The sequence below is a fragment of the Streptomyces lydicus genome (assembly GCF_004125265.1).
GTDB classification, from domain to species: Bacteria; Actinomycetota; Actinomycetes; order Streptomycetales; family Streptomycetaceae; genus Streptomyces; species Streptomyces lydicus_C.
Window position 1 is genome coordinate 655,898 of the sequence record NZ_RDTE01000003.1, and the last position, 16,805, is coordinate 672,702.

A 16,805-nucleotide genomic window follows, 5' to 3' on the forward strand; every position below is an offset into this window, starting at 1 on the left:
TCCGCCCGCCGGCGCTGTCCCGGCCGCGCCGCGGCGTGCACGGCCCGGGTGGACCGCCGGCCGCGCCCCGCCCTCGGCCGGCGGAGCGGCGGCCGGAGGCCTGTCACCGCACCAACTTACGTGACCGTCCGACATGCCTGGCACCGCTGGTGGGGTCGCCTCGTCCTCGGCATGCCCCCACCAGCGGTGAGTCTCAGGCGCGGTGCCGGTCGAGGAAGCCGGTGATGAGCTTCTGCCATTCCTCGGGGCGTTCCACCATGGGCAGGTGGCCGGTGGCGATCTCCGCGAGCTGCGCGCCGGGGATGGTGTCGGCGAGCTGGTGGTGCAGGCGGGTGGAGGTGAACCAGTCCTGAGTCGTGGAGATGACCAGGGTGGGCGCCTTGATGTGCGGCAGGTCGTCGCGGACGTCGGCCCGGGGGGCCAGTTCTGCGTGCTCGGGGGTGCCCTCCGCGACGCTGGCGGCGGTGAATCCGATCGCCTGCTGGATCTGCTCGTCCGGCATCGCCTGCAGCGCGTCGGCGCCCAGGGCCATCATCGTCAGGTACTCGGCCAGCAGCTCGCGGTCGCCGGACTCGGCCAGCTTGCGCCAGACGGGCAGGGCGAGCGCGAGCCGGTTGTCCCGGTGGGGGAAGGTGGCGGTCAGCACGAGGGCGGTGACGCGCTCGGGGTGGCGGGCGGCGGCGCGTATGGCGACGGGGCCGCCGAGGGAGTAGCCGGACACCGCGAAGGTGTCCAGGCCCTCGGCGACGGCGGCGGCGACGAGCTGGTCGGCCAGGTCGTCCAGCTGCAGCGGTGTGGTGGAGCGGGGGGTGTCGCCGCTGCCGGGGTAGTCGACACCGACGACGGTGTGGCCGGCGGCCAGGCCCTCGAGGATCGGACCGTAGGTACCGGCCACGCTGCTGCCGGCACCGTGGGCGAGGGCGAGGCCGGGGCCGGAGCCCAGGACGGTGCGGGAGAAGGTCGCTTCGGGCAGAGTGCGTGCTGACATGGTGCGTTCCATTCTTCGTGGAGTGACGAGGAGTAGTGAGGAGTAACGGGCTCACGTGGTTCTTCCGCGCCGCGATCAGGAGCGGATCCGCTCCAGGGCGGGAAGCAGTGCCCGGCCGTCGGTGGTGAGGGTGTAGGTGGCGGGCCCGGGCGGGAACCGGTCGTGGGTGATGGGACCGGCGTCGAGGAGTTCGCGCAGCCGGCCGGCGAGCATCTTCACGCTGATGCGGTCGATGGCGGTGCGCAGTTCACCGAACCGTGCGGCCCGGGATCGAAGGGGTGGGGAACCGGTCGGGTGTCCCCCTCAGCCGGTGAGGGCGGGGTAGTCGGTGTAGCCGCGGTGGTCGCCGCCGTAGAAGGTGGCCTGGTCCGGGGTGTTGAACGGGCCACCGGCAGCCAGCCGGGCCGGGAGGTCGGGGTTGGCCAGGAACAGCGCCCCGTAGGCGACCATGTCCGCACTGCCGTCCTCGACCAGCTTCAGCGCGTCCGGACCGGTGGTGTCCGGGTAGGTGAACGGGTTGAGGACGAACGTGCCGGGCCAGGCCGTGCGCAGCCGTGCGGTCAGGGAACGGTCCGGGCCCTCCATGAGGTGCAGATAGGCCAGGTCCAGAGGGGCGAGCCGGTCCAGCAGCGCCGCGTAGACCTCGGTCGGGTCGTCCTCGGCGATGTCGTTGTAGACGTTCCCGGGCGAGATCCGCAGGCCCACCCGGTGGCCGCCGATCGCCTCGGTCACGGCGGTGACGACCTCCACCGCGAACCGGATCCGGCCCTCGGTGTCGCCGCCCCAGGCGTCGGTGCGCCGGTTGGTGTTGGGCGCGAGGAACTGGTGGATCAGATAGCCGTTGGCGCCGTGGAGTTCCACGCCGTCGAAGCCGGCCTCGATCGCGTTACGGGCCGCGTCGGCGAAGTCGGCGACGGTCTGCCGGATCTCCGCCTCGGTCAGCTCCTGCGGCGTCACGAACTCCTTCGGCCCCTGGTGGGTGTACACCTGGCCCTTGGCGGCCACCGGCGACGGCGCGACGGGTACCAGGCCCTCGGGCAGCAGGCTCGGGTGGCCGATCCGGCCGGTGTGCATCAGCTGGGCGAAGATCGCACCGCCTTCGCGGTGCACGGCGTCGGTCACCGTCCGCCACGCCTGGACCTGGCCGGGGGTGTGCAGGCCGGGGGTGTCGGGGTAGCCCTGGCCGACCGGCGAGGGCTGGATGCCCTCCGTGACGAGCAGCCCCGCGCTGGCGCGCTGCGCGTAATACGTCGCCATCAGCTCCGTCGGCTCGGCGCCGGGCCCGAAAGCACGGCTGCGGGTCATCGGCGCCATCACGACGCGGCTGGTCAGTCGCTTGCCGCCCAGGACGATCGGATCGAAAGCAGTGGTCATGGTCTCTTCCTCTGGATACGTGACGCTCTGCGGCTCGGGCGCTCCGTCGCCCGCATCAGCAGATGCCTGTCCGAACAAGTAAAAGTAAATCACTGCCCGAACAAGTAGATCACCTGCAGGCATTCCCGAGGTCCGCCATGAAGCACACCACGCCCGCCACCTGGCCGCACGCCAGCGGATCCCGTGCACCCACAAGGGTGCGCCGCCAGGAAAGTAGACTTTAATTGTCCAGACAGCAAAGTGAGGGAACATGACACAGCCCGCACCGGAGACCAGAGGGGGTCCCCCGGTACCGGGACAGGAGGCCACCGTCCCGGTACCGGCCGCGGCCGGCGACGGCCCGATCAGCCACACGATCTTCCGCCTGGCCCGACTGCACCGCATGCTCGCGGGACAGTTCCTGCGCCGCTCCGGTCTCCACCCGGGCCAGGGGCTGATCATGATGCACCTGTGGGAACTCGGCGCACAGCGGCAGACGGACCTGGTGCGGCTGATGGACTCCGACGCCGCCACCATGACGCGCACCATCCGGCGCCTGGAGCAGGCCGGCTTCGTCCGCCGCCGCCCCTCACCCACCGACAGGCGCGCGTCACTCATCGAACCCACCGCCGCGGGCCATGCCCTGCGTCATGATGTCGAGCAGAGCTGGAGCCGACTCGAGGACCTGGTGGCCGCGGGCCTCTCCATCGACGAGCACACCGCGGCCCTGCACACTCTGGAACGTCTGGAGCGCACCCTCGCGGAGGCCGCCGCCGACCCCACGTGCCGGCACAAGGCGCGTGGGCGCCCCGCCGGCGGCACGGGGCCGGCCGATGGCCGGGCTTGACGTCACGCTCGACGCGGCCCGGCACCGCGGGATACGGACGCTTACACCGTTCCGGCATGACAAAACCAATTCCCCGTACGTCACTAGGCGCTTACGCGATCCGCCACCTCACCCGAGCCGTCCACGCGACGGCCCCTCTGCCGCCCTCCGGGCCGTCGCAGACGCGAGGGGACCGGAAGCGGCGCTCCGGAAGCAGCAGTCCCCTCACCCTCTCGGCACCCTGCGGTCCGGGGCAGGGTGGAATTACGCGTACCACTACCTGTTCCGCACATACCCGAACCGCGCTGCGGCCGGCACGTATGCCCACGCCTAGCTAGAGGGCCGGCCCCGCTCAGCGCTGGAGAGAAGCCGAGGGGTTTGACTGCACTGCAGTTCCTCCTGCCACTGCCGCCCACTTCTGACCATCGGTCATATCGCCACGACCAAGCACAGGAGGCGGGCGTTGTGCCGACGGGCCGGATCACACTCGGCGTGCCGGCGGCGACGCTCCACACCGCGGTGCCCGAGGGCAACCACGCCCGTCCCGGACACTCGCAGCAGGGCGGAGGAGAGGATGTTGACCAATGCCGGCCCCGAAAGCCCGGAAGGCGTCGTACGCGCCCGCCCCACGGCTCAGTGCACCCTTTGGTCGCCGTCGGGCAGATCCTCGACCGTGACCTTGCCCCGCGGCTGTCCGAGTCCGTCCGCCACCGCCCTGGCCAGGCCGTCCGGGTCGGGGACAGCGGGGACGGGCACCCGCTCGCCCTCCGGGTAACTCTCGATCGCCTTGGTGAAGTAGCTCGGGTCCCAGGCACCGACGGCGCCTCTGACTTCTACCGCGCGTACCGTCCTCGCCCCGGTCCGCTGCTTGACCGCGGCGAGGATGCGATCCGACCGGTACTCCCCCGGCACCTGGAAGAGGCTGGCGTGCGCGCCCACTTTTCCGCCGTTCTGGAGGCGAACGGTCACCGTCAGACAGCTGGTCACGCCGGGATAGACGAGGGTGCCACCAGGCGCGACCTCGCCGACCTGCCCCTCGGTGAGCCTGATGCTCGCGGCCGCGGGTGTGACGGCCACCGGCGTACGCGCCGGCGATGCCACGGGCCGCGGCGGGAGGGCGCTCGCGGCCGCCGGCTGAGCCTGGCTCGCGACCACACAAGCAGCCCCCAGGCAAAGGGGCAGCAGTGCTGTGACGGGGGATAACGCCGTGCCGTTTGTTCGCATCCGCCACATCCTGCCAGGTTTCCGGATGCCGACCTCCGGTATGCGGCAACGGTCGTCAGAAGGTCCTCGTGGCAGCCTGGGGCGAGGACTCGGTCTGCTGCCGTACGCCCGCAGCGCGGCGGCCGATGATGCGTTGTCGGCCCCAGCTGGACTGCGAAAGCATCCGGCGCATGGAGGATCATCTGGCGGATGACGGCAGACCAAGGGAAGACAAGGAAGCTCAGCCCGCCCAACTGACATGCCGAGCACGGATAATTCGGGTGTTTCCCGGTAGCACGCCGCCTGTGCGGGCGGCGTCCGCCAAGACGGCTACCGCCAGCTGTCAGCCCGTCTTGGCGGGCTCCTCGGCTCACGCTCGGGTCCTGGCGAGGCGCCGGCGCCGAGCCGGGGCCGCCCCCTCCCAGGTCGCGGCCAGTTCCCGAACACTGTCCGGCGACCGCCCGACCGGCAGGCCGTAGGAGACACCTCGTTCACCTGGTTCCTCTGGTTCCTCTGGTTCCCCGCAGAAGAAGTCCGGATCCGTGTGCCGTGGTCCCACAGCCCCGTCTCGTCGGCTACCACGCATCCCGCAACCGCGACAGCCGCTCCCGAGGCGGCGCCTCCCCCAGCCATGACCAGTCAACGATCATCACGGTGATGTCCAGTCCCATGGGGGGGGAGGCTACTGATCGTCCCGGATACGGCAGTGCCGCCGCGGTCGGCCTGTGCCGGCGGAGATTGTCGGCAGGCTCTCACCGTGTCGTTCAGCATCCACCGCGGAAAATCAGCAGACATGGCTTCGGCATCTGCTCGATCATGGGCTGATGTCTGCGTTCTACCATGTGTGCTTCGTTGTGCCGGACATCGAGAAGGCCATGCAGGACCTTGGGAGGTCCGTGGGGGTCGAGTGGGGTGCTCCGTCAGCTGACCGGCTGGGCGAATGGGACTTCCGTATCGCCTTCACTCGCGGCGGACCACCGTTCATCGAGCTGATCGAGGGGCCCGCGGGGAGTCCTTGGGATGCCTCGCAAGGGGCCCGGTTCGACCATCTGGGTTACTGGACCAGTTCTGTCCAGCAGGGTTCGCAGCGGCTGGAAGACGAGGGATTCACCGTTGACTTCTCCGGCTGCCCCTACGGCCGGCCCTTCGCCTACCACCGCTTGGACAGCATTGGCGGCCGTATCGAGCTGGTGGATGTGGCACGGCAGCCGGCCTTCCTCCAGAAGTGGCATGGCGATGGAGGCCCCATGCCCGTGATCGACGAGAGATGACAGAAGGTTCGTAGGCCCCGCTGTGTCGTCCCCCTCCCTCATAGGTTTCTTCCTCATGGGTTCCTCCCCCATAGGCACCCTCCCGCGTGACGCTCCCGCCCGCTCCTTAGCCTTGGGGCAGCCGACGGCAAGAGAGTGCGGACACCTCGGAGGGGACGAAAGCAATGATGCGGGCACGGATCGCACTTCACGACACCGACTGGACAGTGGCGGAACACGCCTACGGCGACGGGGCGGACACCCTCAAGTGGCTTCGCGACGCCTGTGGCGAGGACTCGGACCGCGCCGAACGCGCCGTGGAGGTCCTCCACAGCTGTCTGGTCCACCAGGGCAGCGCCTACGCGGGGTCGGCCAAGGCGTACCCCGTCCTCGTGGACCTCCTGCTCGATCCCACGGCACCTCGGCGGGCAACCCTCGCCGACCTGCTGCTCGACATCACCATCGGCATCGCGGAGACCGAAGCCGTGCACCACGAGATCCGTGCCGCCCACGCCCGGGCGACCCCGCGCCTGCTCTCCCTCCTCGCCGACCCGGTCCGTGAAGTGCGCCACCGCGTCGCCTACATGACCGGTATGCGCACCGGACATGAGGAGCTTGCCGTACGCGCGCTGGGCGAGCGCGCCCTCAGCGAACCGGACCCGCTCATCGCGGCGGCCATGACCGGTGGCGTCGCCCGGCATGACATCGCCGACCGCGCCGCATGGCTCTCCGACGCCCTGACTCCTCGTCATATGCCCGCTGTGCGCGCCGCCGCGGCATGGGGCATCGCCCTGGCCGGGCTGCCGTGGACCGCCGAGGCGACCACCGCCGTCACCGAGGCTTGGGAGCACGGCGACGTGCTCAACGGCGATGTCATCGAAGGCGAACAGTGGCGCTGGTCGGACAACCCGCTGGCAGAGACGCTGATCGCGATGGCCGATCCGGTCCGTGCGGCGGAGATCTGCCTGCGTTTGGCCCGGTCGGAAGACGAGGACACCGCTGAGTGCGGTGCCGTCGCCGCCGTGGGCCTCTTGGAGGAACACCCGCACGCGGCCCCGGCGTTCGCCTCGGTGCTCGCCGCCGTCCGCGCCCACCGGGCCACCCACATCCGCTCTTACGCCGATGACCTCGACGCCCTCACCTCGGCGCACGAGGAGGAGCACACCGCGCGCTAGGTGTATTGCCTGGTGAGGCTGGGGGCGCGGCCGGCGGGTGGGTCCGGCTCCTCGTGGTGTGGCGGTTCGCCACTGCGGGCACACCTGTCGGCCCGCTCCGGGGCAGGCGCCACCGGCGTCCGGGGAGGGGCGCCGTGCAGATCCGCTGTGGCCACGCCCAGAGCGCGCCGGCGTCAGCCGCTCACCGCCCGCCGACCGCTCACCGCCCGCCGACCGCCCGCCGGCCCCGAGCCGCCTCGCCCGGCCTCCGGCAGCGCAATCCTCATGCGCCCCACGCGTTCCGGATAGCGGCGATTCGGCCACGCCCCCTCACCCGAGGGCGGCCCCAGCAAGGCGCCCACGCGTTCGAGCCCTTGCCGCGCCCGGGCTCGCACGCGTCCGGAATCGAGCGCGTTCGATTCCCTGTGGGCGTCGTTAGGCCGTGCACTGCCGAACCATCCAGGTGCGGCACCGGCCCCAGGAGGGACGCAGGTGACTGTGACCGACGCCTTGACCGCCAATGAGGAGACGCCTCCCCCGCCACCCCCGGCGGCCATCGAGTTCGAGGGCGAGTTCGGCAAGAACCCGCTGGCAGAGGCCGGTTTCTTCAAGATGGGCAGCCGCCTTCCCGCCGTCCTCGGCGCCACCGTGAGGATGGCCTGGGCCGTGGACCGGGCCGCCGTCCTGCTACTCGTGCTCTGCCAGATCCTCACCGGCGCCGCGGCCGCCGTCCTGCTCACCTTCACCGCGAAGGCCATGACGCAGCTGCTCGCCGCCGACCCCGTCTCCGAACGCCTGCTCGGTGCCCTGCCCGCCCTGATCGTGCTCGCCCTCGCGGCCGGTACGGGACGCATCAGCGCGGCCCTCGCCTCCTACGCCTCCAGCCGTATCACCCCCCGGTTGATGACCGAGGCCGATGTCGCGCTGGTCGCCGCCACCTGCCGGGTCGAGGCCGCGGCCTACAGCGAGGACGGATTCTCCGACCGGCAGGAGGCCGCAGAGATCGGCACCGTCCGCACCGCCACCATGGTCGACGACGCTCAGCGGCTCATGGCCGCCGTCGTCCGGATGGTCGCCGCGGGCGGCGTCATCACCGTCCTGCACTGGATGATGCTCCCGGTCCTCCTGCTCGCCGTGCTCCCGGCCGGGACCGGCGCGATCCTGCGGGCCCGAGTGGACTACGAGACGCACTACCTGAACATCGGCGACCGCAACGTACGCGGGATGATGCGCTGGTGGGCCACCCTGCCCCGGCACGGCGACGAGGTCCGCGCCAACGGCATGACCGGCTACCTCCTGTACTGGTACCGGGCCCTTTCCGAGCGCATCGACCAGCGCACCCTGAGCTCCGCCCCGCGACGGCTCCGCATCGACCTGGCCGCCGGTGCCCTCGGCGGCATCTTCCTGATGGGTACCTGGGCCACCCTCGCCTGGCTGGCCGCCACCGGCCGCGTCCCCCTTCCGGTCGCCGCCACCGCCCTCGTCGCCGTCCAGACCGCCCTCGCTGCGCTCTCCCAGGTCGTTATCCAGGGCGCGGCCATGTTCCACACCTCGCTCTACCTCGCTGATATGCGCGCCTTCCTCGCCATGGCCACCGAGCGCGCCCCCGAGCGGGGTGCCCTGACGATCCCGGAGGAGGTGCACGAGATCCGGCTCGACGAGGTCGTCTACCGGTACCCGGGCAAGGAACAGCCCGCCGTCGACGGCGTCTCCCTGCGTCTGCGACGCGGCGAGATCCTGGCCGTCGTCGGCGAGAACGGCTCCGGCAAGTCCACCCTCACCAAGCTCATCACCGGCATCCTCCTCGCCGACAAAGGCCGCGTCCTATGGGACGGCACCGACCTGGCCCGGGCCGATGTCGACGCCGTGTGGAAGCGGACCGCGCTCGTACCGCAGAACTTCGCCACCTGGCCGCTGCGGGTCCGCGAGAACATCACCCTCGGCCAGCCCAGGACATGGGACGACGACCTGGTGTGGAAGGCCGTCGACGCCGTCGGCATGCGTGACACCGTCGAGGAACTGCCGAACCGGCTCGACTCCCTCCTGGCCCGTGAGCTGTACGGCGGGGTGGAACTCTCGGGCGGGCAGTGGCAGCGCCTGGTATGCGGCCGCGCGCTGTACCGGCAGACTCCGCTGCTGATCCTGGACGAGCCGACCTCGCAGATGGACGCCCGCGGTGAGCACCAGATCTTCCTGGAGATCAAGCGGTTGGCCGCCGCGTGCATGACGATCGTCGTGACCCACCAGCTCGAGAACACGCGTCTGGCCGACCGCATCATCGTGATGGAGCACGGCCGGGTGATCGAGGACGGCACCTACGACGACCTGCTCCATGCCGGCGGCCTGTTCGCCGAGCTCGTAGCCCTGGCCAAGGACCGGTAAGCGTCGTCGGCCCCGGCTTGCGTCACACCTGCCGGGGCCGCAACTCCCGGCAGACGAGGGCGCTCACGCTTCCCGGGCCGCTGAACCCCGACCGTACGAGACGAATCGAGACACGGATGACCGAGACCTGGCAGACGATCGCCCATCTTGCCGACCGCCTGGAGGCGCACTCCACGCTCCCTCGCGAACAGCGCATCCTGCTGCAACTGCTGAAGATCCAGGAGGAGGCCGGCGAGGTCGCCGAGGCGGTGATCGGGGCCATGGGGCAGAACCCCCCGGAAGGGGCACTCGCACACCTGGGAGGACGTCGAGGCCGAGGTCTGCGATGTCATCGTCACCGGCATGGTCGCGTTGCGCCGTATGAACCCCGAGGCCGCGAGCGTCTTCGCGCGTCATATGGAGGGCCTGGTCGCGCGGGGCCTCGACAAGGCCGAGAAGGCCAAGAAGGCCGAGGGCGCCGCCGAATGGTGAACGGGTGCAGTGCCGCCGAACGGTGAACGGGTGCAGTGGGCCGCCGTCCTGTGAACCGGCTCGCGCTCTCGGACAAGAGCCCTCTCGGCCGGGAGAGAGCCGTCTCGGCCGAGAAAGCCACGTCAGTCGAGAGAGCCGTCTCGGCCGGAGGCACAGGGCTGCTTCAGTCTCCCTGTGACCAGGCAGCCGACGGGAGCGACAGGTAAACGCCGAAGTCCTGGAGTCCGGTCGCCGTCCCGATGTCCTGGTGCAGCCTGTCCACGCGCTCCTGGCGGTTGGCGGCCCGGCTCTCGAACCACTTGGACCTCACCTCGATCACCACGTCCAGACCGCTCCGGTCCAACGGCCCCAGCTTCCGGAAGCGAATCTCCACATCGCCCGGCTGCAGGTCCCCGTCGTACGGTTCCTCGGGACACTCCACGGCCTCGGACACCAGGTGCGGCAGCGCCGACCCCAGTTCCCGGAGCTTCGATTCGGCGACACCCGGCGCATACGTCACGTCCACAAGCGGCATCGGACCAGCTTAGGGCCTGGCTTCAAAGTCCCGTCATTCGACCGAGGTTGGGGGCCGGCACCACTGGAGCATCCGCTCCATCACCTCGACGGGCAGTGCCGGGTGCCGGGCCGCGGCTTGCGCGATGTCCCTGTCGCGCAGCAGCTGGACCAGCACGCTGGCGGGCAACTGCGGGTGCATGGCGGCCGCGTGGCGTACTCGCTCGCGCGGGTCGTCGAGCATCCGCACGGCCGAGGCGACCGTCAGCCGGGGGTCGGTTGCTGCCCGCAGCCGTACCTCCGCTGCGGTGTCCCGGCTGAACCGCTCCACCAGCTCGGTCGTCGATTCGGGGTCATCGAGCGCGAGTTGACGCATACGCGGGTTCGCGTCGTCGGCGTAGCGCAGGAGGTCGCGGCGGGGGAAGTCCGGGTGGCTGTGGGGGCGGTCGGGGAAGCTGAGGCTGCCGGTCCACCATTGCCAGACCCCGAGCAGCATGTCGGCAGGTGCGTCGTCGCAGGATTCGGCGAGGAAGAGCCGTACGACGCGGTCCTCGTCCCGGGCGAGGCGTTCGACGACGTCGGGCGGGAGGTGCCGGGCACGGGCGACGCTTCTGCGCACGAGAGGGTGGGAGGAGGCGGCCAGGCGGCGCATGGCGTCGGGGTCATCGTGCAGCGCCACGACCCAATGGAGCGGGGAACGGTGGCCGCTCGGGTCGACGTTGATGCGGATGTCCGCCCGCTGCTCCTCGGAGAGGTCGGGCCGGATGGCCACTACGGAGCGGACGTCTTCGTCGGGATCTGTGGCAAGGCGTTCGACCAGGTCCGGTTCCAGGTAGGGGTTGCCGGCAAGCGCACGGCGCCGGGCCGGCTCACCGTGGCGTGCCAGGTTCTCGGCGAGGCCGCGTTCCAGGCGGCAGGACTCCAGGGCGCGTTCCTGAAGGTTCTCGGAGGCGAAGACCGAAGGGGGCATCGGGTGGTCCCGGTGGTACCGGAGCAGTGCCTCGGTGCGGACCGTGTCGGAGGGGTCTTCCAGGAGCCTACGCCGGGCCGGTTCGCCCAAGTGGGGCCAGGCTCTCGGGCAGGCCGCGGCCCGCACGGCCGGGTCGGGGTCGGCGGCCAGGGCGGGCAGCCCGTCCAGTTGCCGGCGATGTCGATGAGGAACACATCGTCCTTGCCGATGACCCCGGCCTTGACCGCGAGCCGGTGCCACTGAGCATTCAGCTCGGCGACCAGGTCCGGCCGGTCAAGGCGCACGGCCACAGTAGGCTCGGCCTCGAAGGACACCACCGGGCGCCACGCGGCACGGGGCGGCAGTACCTCTTCGGTCGGCGAGTGCCCCAGGATCTCCAGCCCGGCACGCCGCAGCAGTTCCGCGAGCTCGTCTCTCCCACCCGTCATGGAACCCATCCTGCCGGAGTTCCCCTACAACTTCAGACCGTGCCGGGTGAGGTACCGGTTGTGGAACGCGAACAGCCCGCCGAGCATCACCAGCCAGAGCACGGTGCTGGTGAGCGGGAAGGCGTCCAGCGGGATGGTGTACACCAGCACCACCCGCAGCAGCGCGTCGAGCAGGAAGACCGCGCCCCACACGGCCGTGACCAGTCGCAGGTGGTGACGGAACCTCGGTTCCTCGTCCCACCGCGCCTCCCAGGCGGCCAGTCCGGCCTCGCCGACCTTCGCGATGACGATGCCCCGCGAGGCCGTCATGATGAACGGGCGCCGGGTGAGGAGCGTGCCGAGCACCCAGAGTCCGATCGCCGCGGTCAGCCAGCTGTCCCGGATCATCAGCACCCGCGGACTGCCGGTGATCAGCGACAGCAGCGTTCCGGCCACCACCAGGCTCAGCGTGAACACCGCCATCGCCTCGACGCGCCGCTGCCGCACGATGCCGTAGCCGATCCACGGCAGGAGCAGCACACCGCCGACGACCATCGAGAGCCACTGGCCCGCGCCGGCCGCCCGCAGCCCGTAGTAGGAGCCGAGCGGGAGAACGAGCTCGAAGAACAGTTGCGCGGCGAGCCGCCGGCGCAGCGCCGCCGTACGGCCTCGGGCGGTCGCCGCGGCGGACCCGTCCGTGTCGGTCTGCGGTGCCTGGTGTGTCGCCATGGTGTGTGCCCCCGTGTCCGCTGTGGTCATGACGTGTTCCTGGTGGCGCGGTCGAACAGGTCCGCCAGCTCCCGGCCGGCGGCCCGCACATCGAGAGCGGGATCGTGGGTGGCGCGGCGCACCACGTCGTCGATGGCGGCGCGGATCGCCCGCATCATCACCCACGGGTCGAAGTCGCCGAACTCGCCCGCGCGTTGCGCCTTGCGGATCTGCTCCACCTGAACGGCGAGGTTCGCCTCCGTCGAGTCGAGGAACGAGACCATGCCGGGGTCGCCGCCACGGAGGTTGGCAAGGATCTCGACGATCGCCGCGAGGTGGTTCGGGTACTCGGCGAACAGGTCGAGGTTGCCCTCGATGGAGGCGCGCAGGCGGGCCGCATAGCTCTCGTGGGCCTCGATGCGGGGACGGATGTACCCCTCCGCGAGCCGCATCACCTCGGCGACGACCTCGCGCATCAGGTCGTCCCGTCCGTCGAAGTGGTAGGAGATCATCCCCGTGCTGCTCAGCCCGGCGCGCTCCGCGATCTTCGCGAACGAGGCCCGGTGGTACCCGACATCGGCGATGACATCGATCGCCGCGGCGACGATCTGGGCACGGCGGCCCGTCTCGGTGAAGGAAGGCTTGGTCTTGCGTGCCACCTTTTGCTTGTCCGTACTGTTTCTTGCTTGCATGAGCAAGAAGATAGCGGGGTTTGCTCAGCCGAGCAAGACGGTGGTGGTGTGGTGGTCCGCGCTACGGGCGTGGGCGATGCGGGGCGGCGGGGGCATCCGCGGTACGGGCATGGGCGGTGCGGGGCGCGTGGGCGTCTGCGGTAAAGGCATTCGCGGTAAAGCAATTCGCGATGCGGGGCGCCGCGGGCATCTGCAGCAGATGCACCGGGCGCACGGTCGGCGCGAGACCCACACCCCACACCCCACACCCCACACCCCACACCCGGCACCCGGCACCCGGCACCCGGCACCCGGCACCCGGCACCCGGCACCCGACGGAGGAATCCCCTCCCCCCCCCGGGCGACTTACGACGCCGCTCTACTCGTCAACAGCGGACGGCCGGGCGCCGTACTCAGGGTTCTCCCGCACCGGCAGGCCCCGCAGCAGGCTGTCCAGGAAGAGGTCGAAGCGAAGCGGCGCGTCACCGAGAAGGCGCTGCTCCTGTGCACCGAGCCAGGTGACGAGCACGGTTCCGAAGACGTACCAGCTCTGTTCGGCCTGCTCGGGGTCCGCTCCGCCCGCGCGGAACGCGGCGACAACGGCGTCCCGCATCTTGAAGAAGCCACGCGTGTGCCGGTGAGGGCGGGAGATACGGGTGGCGTAGCCGGGGGTGGCGAGGAACTCGTCGTGCGCGGCCCAGGCGAGGCGCCCCAGCCACGCACGCCAATTGTCCGGCGTGGGTGCGTCGGTGGGGACGATGCGGTCGATCAACGTCTCACTGATCAGGTCGATGACGCCCTCCCGCCCCTGGACCCAGCGGTAGAGGGCGGAGTGCGAGACCCCGAGCCGGGCCGCCAACTGCCGCATGGACAGCGACTCCAGGTCGCCGGAGGCGAGCGCGGCCGCCACGATCGCCTCCCTGCTCAGCCGCGCGGGCGGGCCGGGCCGCTTGCCAGGACCAGTCATGCTCCGGACCTTACCGACCTGCCGGGGCGTCCGGTGACGGCCACCCCGTCGGCGACGGGCCGCCTCTGCCGGCAACAGCCTCCCCTCACCTTAGTGACCAATGGTCTCTATTGAGTTAGGCTCACCTTACTTACTTCCACTCTGCCGGCTTCTCCGTACCGAAAGGAGGGAGTGCTGTGCCCGTACGCACGGAAAAAGACGCGCACCCCCGGAAGGAAACGACCAGGCGCCCCGCGAAGGCCGCCGCACCTCCCGGACTACTCCTGCTGCTCGCCTGCGGCGCGATGTTCCTGGTCGTCCTCGACGCCACGATCGTCTCCGTCGCCCTGCCCGCCGTCGGCTCCGAACTCGGCTTCTCCGGTGCGGGATTAGGCTGGGTGGTGAACGCCTACACGCTGACTTTCGCCGGTTTCCTGCTGCTCGGCGGGCGGTTGGCCGACCTCTTCGGCACCCGTCTGCTGCTGGTGACGGGCCTTGTGATCTTCACCCTCGGCAATGTGTGGTCCGGCCTCGCCGGCGGCCCCGCACAGTTGGTGACCGCCCGCGCCTCACAGGGCATCGGCGGGGCGCTGCTGATGCCCGCGACGCTGACCGTCGTGCACCAGGCGTACCGCGACCCCGTACGGCGTGCCCGCGCGCTGAGCCTGTGGAGCATGGTCGGCGCGGTCGGCGCCGCCGCCGGAACGGTGTTGGGCGGGGCCCTCACCGACGCGCTCGGCTGGCGTTCGGTGTTCTGGGTCAAGGTCCCCCTCGGTCTGGCCATCGCCGTGGCCGGATGGCTGGTGCTGCCCCGCCGGGCAGCGGCCGGTGAACCGGGTGCAGGACGCCGTCCCGTCGACGTGCTCGGGGCGCTCCTGGTGACGGCCGGCCTCGCCGCCCTCATCTATGGCGTCGTGACGGTGCGCGCACCCGGCACGCGCGGTGCGGCGTTGGCGGCCCTGGCCGGCGCCGTGACGCTGCTCGCACTCTTCCTCGTCCATCAGGGCCGCTGGGCCCGCGAACCCCTCGTACCGCTGCGCATCTTCACCCACCGCTCGGTCAGCAGCGCCAACGCCGTCGTCTTCGGTCTGGGCGTCGCCTATCTCGCCAGCCCCGTACTGCTCGCGCTCTATCTGCAACAGGTGCTCCACTACACCCCCACTCGCGCGGGGTTCGGCTTCCTGCCGACCGCCTTCGCCGTGATGATCGGCGCTCACCTGGCCGGGCGCCTGACCCCGCGCTGGGGCACCCGCCGCACCGCCGCCGTGGGGACAGCCGTCGCGGCCGCCGGCTTCCTCTGGCTGTCGGGGATCGGAGCCCACAGCACGTTCCTGGTGGACATCGCGCTGCCCGCGTCGCTGTTCGGCCTCGGCGCCGGCGTGGCGTTCACACCCATCACCTTGGCGGCCACCAGCGGCATCGACCCCTCGATGACCGGGCTCGCCTCGGGCCTGCTCAACACGACCCGGCAGGTGGCCACGGCACTCGGCATCGCCGTCCTCACCACCCTCGCCGAGGCCCGCGGCGGAGCCCCCGGCTTCGCCCTGGCCTTCACGGTGGCCGCGGCGCTGGCCCTCCTCGCTTCCTTCGTCGCCGTGGTGTGGATGCCGCCCCGCGTCGAACCTCCGCGCTCCCCGGCCACTTGAGCCCGGTCGCTCCTGCAGCCATGGACTGGGCGGCGTCGGCCGGCCTCCCACCCTGCGTCGCACGACACCTGAAGGCGGCGTGCGGCAGAGCGCTACGGAGCGAGCATGTGGGACGGCCTCATCGTCCGCGACGCGGGTGTGCCGTCGATGGTCAAGGTCATCGACGGGCTCGTCGCCGCGGGTGAGTACGAGACGGTTCTCCGCCACGTTGGGCCCGAAGAGGACATTTGATCTTGCTGACTCCGGCTTAGACCGACCGGCAAATGGATCACTTGAGGCGGCGCGTGGTGGGACGGCTGTCCCATCGGTAGTGGGTGGTGGCTCGATCGGAAGGAGAGTTCCAGGCCGATCATGCGGTCGGTTCTCCCCAGCAGCCCGAGACGCTGACTCCGCGCCACAGCAGGGGGGCGGCCTGCCCGCTCCCGGCGACGGGGCCGGCCTTTCTCACTCCTGCGTCGGGCCGTCACCCTCGTATCGGGCGAGCATCTCGGCGAGTGGCCCGTATCCTCTCCCGTAGCTCAGGCGGCCCCACCACCTCGGCGCCGAAGCCCAGTAGCAGCAGCTTCGGGAGAGCCTGTTCATAGGACTCGATGGGGACGACCACCCGCGTCCAGCCGTCTGCGTCGGGCGCCGCCGCCGACTCTTCGGCGGCCCGGGCCGCCGAAGAGTCGAGTACCTGCCCAATGCCCGCGAGAGCCTCGGGCGACAGGCGGAGCACCGCCTGGTCACGGTATCGGCGCGCATCGAAGGACGCCAGGTACTCGCGCCAGTGCGCCGCCAGATCGAATCCGGCAGGCCATGTGAACGTTCCTTCCAGGGGCTCCAGTTCAGCGATCCGGGACACCCGGTAGGTCCGCACGCCGTGCGCGGACCCGGCCACCAGATACCAGCGGCCGGCCTTGAGGACCACTCCGTAGGAGTCCACGGTCCTGATCACTTCGTGCGGGGTGGCCCAGCGTTCGTACCGGATCCGCACCTGCTGCTGGTTCCACACCGCGCTTGCCACCGCGGACAGCCAGAGCGTCTCCTCGGAGTCCTGGTACCAGGCGGGGATCGATGTGGATCGGCATCGTCCGGCCACCCCAGCTCCCGCATGGCCGCTTCGGAGGCCTCCCGCCAGTCCTCCGCCGCCCACCGGATGTCCGCTAGACCCACGATCTGCGCAACCAGCTCCGGCCCAAGAGGACAGACGGCCACATAGTCGCGGGCACCACCCGCCTCGCCCTGTCCCTCGCCCTGGCCCGTCACGCCCTGGCCCGTCACCTCACCCGTAGCCTCGCCCTCCCCGTATGCAGGTGCCTGTTCCGGCCTCAGCGCTCCGGCTCTCCCTCCCCGTAC

At 70.8% G+C, this 16,805-nt stretch carries 16 protein-coding genes and 1 pseudogene; 7 read left to right on the plus strand and 10 right to left on the minus strand.

Annotation, left to right across the window (positions count from 1 at the left end):
* Positions 1–193: 193 nt before the first annotated feature.
* The 3 genes and pseudogenes from D9V36_RS05655 to D9V36_RS05665 form a co-directional block, all read right to left on the minus strand.
* A complete protein-coding gene (locus tag D9V36_RS05655; protein WP_129292800.1) occupies positions 194–988 on the minus strand; it encodes an alpha/beta fold hydrolase in 795 nt (264 codons plus the stop codon).
* Between the two features lie 75 nt (positions 989–1,063).
* Positions 1,064–1,246, minus strand: a pseudogene (locus tag D9V36_RS05660) (winged helix-turn-helix transcriptional regulator); the annotation flags it as partial.
* Positions 1,247–1,291: 45 nt separating this feature from the next.
* Complete coding sequence (locus D9V36_RS05665) at positions 1,292–2,362, minus strand: alkene reductase (protein ID WP_129292802.1); 1,071 nt, start codon at positions 2,360–2,362, stop codon at positions 1,292–1,294.
* A 250-nt stretch (positions 2,363–2,612) separates the two neighbouring features.
* On the opposite strand from D9V36_RS05665, the gene D9V36_RS05670 reads away from it, so the two are divergent.
* Positions 2,613–3,188: a MarR family winged helix-turn-helix transcriptional regulator gene (locus tag D9V36_RS05670; protein ID WP_129292803.1), complete on the plus strand. Its 576-nt coding sequence runs from the start codon at positions 2,613–2,615 to the stop codon at positions 3,186–3,188.
* Between the two features lie 612 nt (positions 3,189–3,800).
* On the opposite strand, the gene D9V36_RS05675 is transcribed toward D9V36_RS05670, so the two are convergent.
* Positions 3,801–4,244 carry a hypothetical protein gene (locus D9V36_RS05675; RefSeq protein ID WP_241720716.1) on the minus strand — a complete coding sequence of 148 codons (444 nt, stop codon included), beginning with the start codon at positions 4,242–4,244 and terminating at the stop codon, positions 3,801–3,803.
* 950 nt (positions 4,245–5,194) lie between these two features.
* Here D9V36_RS05675 and D9V36_RS05680 point away from each other — a divergent pair.
* From D9V36_RS05680 to D9V36_RS42990, 4 genes are all read left to right on the plus strand, one after another.
* Entirely contained in the window at positions 5,195–5,641 is a 447-nt protein-coding gene (locus D9V36_RS05680) for a VOC family protein (RefSeq protein WP_129292805.1), read from the plus strand.
* Positions 5,642–5,805: 164 nt separating this feature from the next.
* Positions 5,806–6,795, plus strand: a complete 990-nt coding sequence (locus D9V36_RS05685) for a hypothetical protein (protein WP_129292806.1) — start codon at positions 5,806–5,808, stop codon at positions 6,793–6,795.
* Positions 6,796–7,272: 477 nt separating this feature from the next.
* Positions 7,273–9,156 carry an ATP-binding cassette domain-containing protein gene (locus D9V36_RS05690; protein WP_431357743.1) on the plus strand — a complete coding sequence of 628 codons (1,884 nt, stop codon included), beginning with the start codon at positions 7,273–7,275 and terminating at the stop codon, positions 9,154–9,156.
* A gap of 342 nt (positions 9,157–9,498) precedes the next feature.
* Complete coding sequence (locus tag D9V36_RS42990; RefSeq protein ID WP_431357646.1) at positions 9,499–9,627, plus strand: hypothetical protein; 129 nt, start codon at positions 9,499–9,501, stop codon at positions 9,625–9,627.
* 163 nt (positions 9,628–9,790) lie between these two features.
* On the opposite strand, the gene D9V36_RS05700 is transcribed toward D9V36_RS42990, so the two are convergent.
* The 5 genes from D9V36_RS05700 to D9V36_RS05725 all read right to left on the minus strand — a co-directional run bounded on the left by D9V36_RS05700 (position 9,791) and on the right by D9V36_RS05725 (position 13,842).
* Positions 9,791–10,141, minus strand: coding sequence for a hypothetical protein (locus D9V36_RS05700; RefSeq protein WP_129292807.1), 351 nt, complete (start codon positions 10,139–10,141; stop codon positions 9,791–9,793).
* Between the two features lie 33 nt (positions 10,142–10,174).
* Positions 10,175–11,089: a hypothetical protein gene (locus tag D9V36_RS05705; RefSeq protein WP_241720718.1), complete on the minus strand. Its 915-nt coding sequence runs from the start codon at positions 11,087–11,089 to the stop codon at positions 10,175–10,177.
* A gap of 452 nt (positions 11,090–11,541) precedes the next feature.
* Positions 11,542–12,255 carry a VC0807 family protein gene (locus D9V36_RS05710; protein ID WP_129292808.1) on the minus strand — a complete coding sequence of 238 codons (714 nt, stop codon included), beginning with the start codon at positions 12,253–12,255 and terminating at the stop codon, positions 11,542–11,544.
* On the minus strand, positions 12,252–12,896 hold the full coding sequence (locus D9V36_RS05715) for a TetR/AcrR family transcriptional regulator (protein WP_129292809.1): 645 nt from the start codon (positions 12,894–12,896) through the stop codon (positions 12,252–12,254). The genes D9V36_RS05710 and D9V36_RS05715 overlap by 4 nt, the downstream gene beginning before the upstream one ends.
* 358 nt (positions 12,897–13,254) lie before the next feature.
* Positions 13,255–13,842 (minus strand): TetR/AcrR family transcriptional regulator, encoded by a 588-nt coding sequence (locus tag D9V36_RS05725; RefSeq protein WP_129292811.1) that lies wholly within the window; start codon positions 13,840–13,842, stop codon positions 13,255–13,257.
* Between the two features lie 176 nt (positions 13,843–14,018).
* Here D9V36_RS05725 and D9V36_RS05730 point away from each other — a divergent pair, with 176 nt between their 5' ends.
* Positions 14,019–15,467, plus strand: a complete 1,449-nt coding sequence (locus D9V36_RS05730) for an MFS transporter (protein WP_206739602.1) — start codon at positions 14,019–14,021, stop codon at positions 15,465–15,467.
* A 105-nt stretch (positions 15,468–15,572) separates the two neighbouring features.
* Positions 15,573–15,698 (plus strand): hypothetical protein, encoded by a 126-nt coding sequence (locus tag D9V36_RS42565; RefSeq protein WP_277753395.1) that lies wholly within the window; start codon positions 15,573–15,575, stop codon positions 15,696–15,698.
* 232 nt (positions 15,699–15,930) lie between these two features.
* Here the strand turns inward: D9V36_RS42565 and D9V36_RS05735 are convergent, their stop codons facing one another.
* A complete protein-coding gene (locus tag D9V36_RS05735) occupies positions 15,931–16,548 on the minus strand; it encodes a WYL domain-containing protein (RefSeq protein WP_206739603.1) in 618 nt (205 codons plus the stop codon).
* Positions 16,549–16,805: the final 257 nt, after the last annotated feature.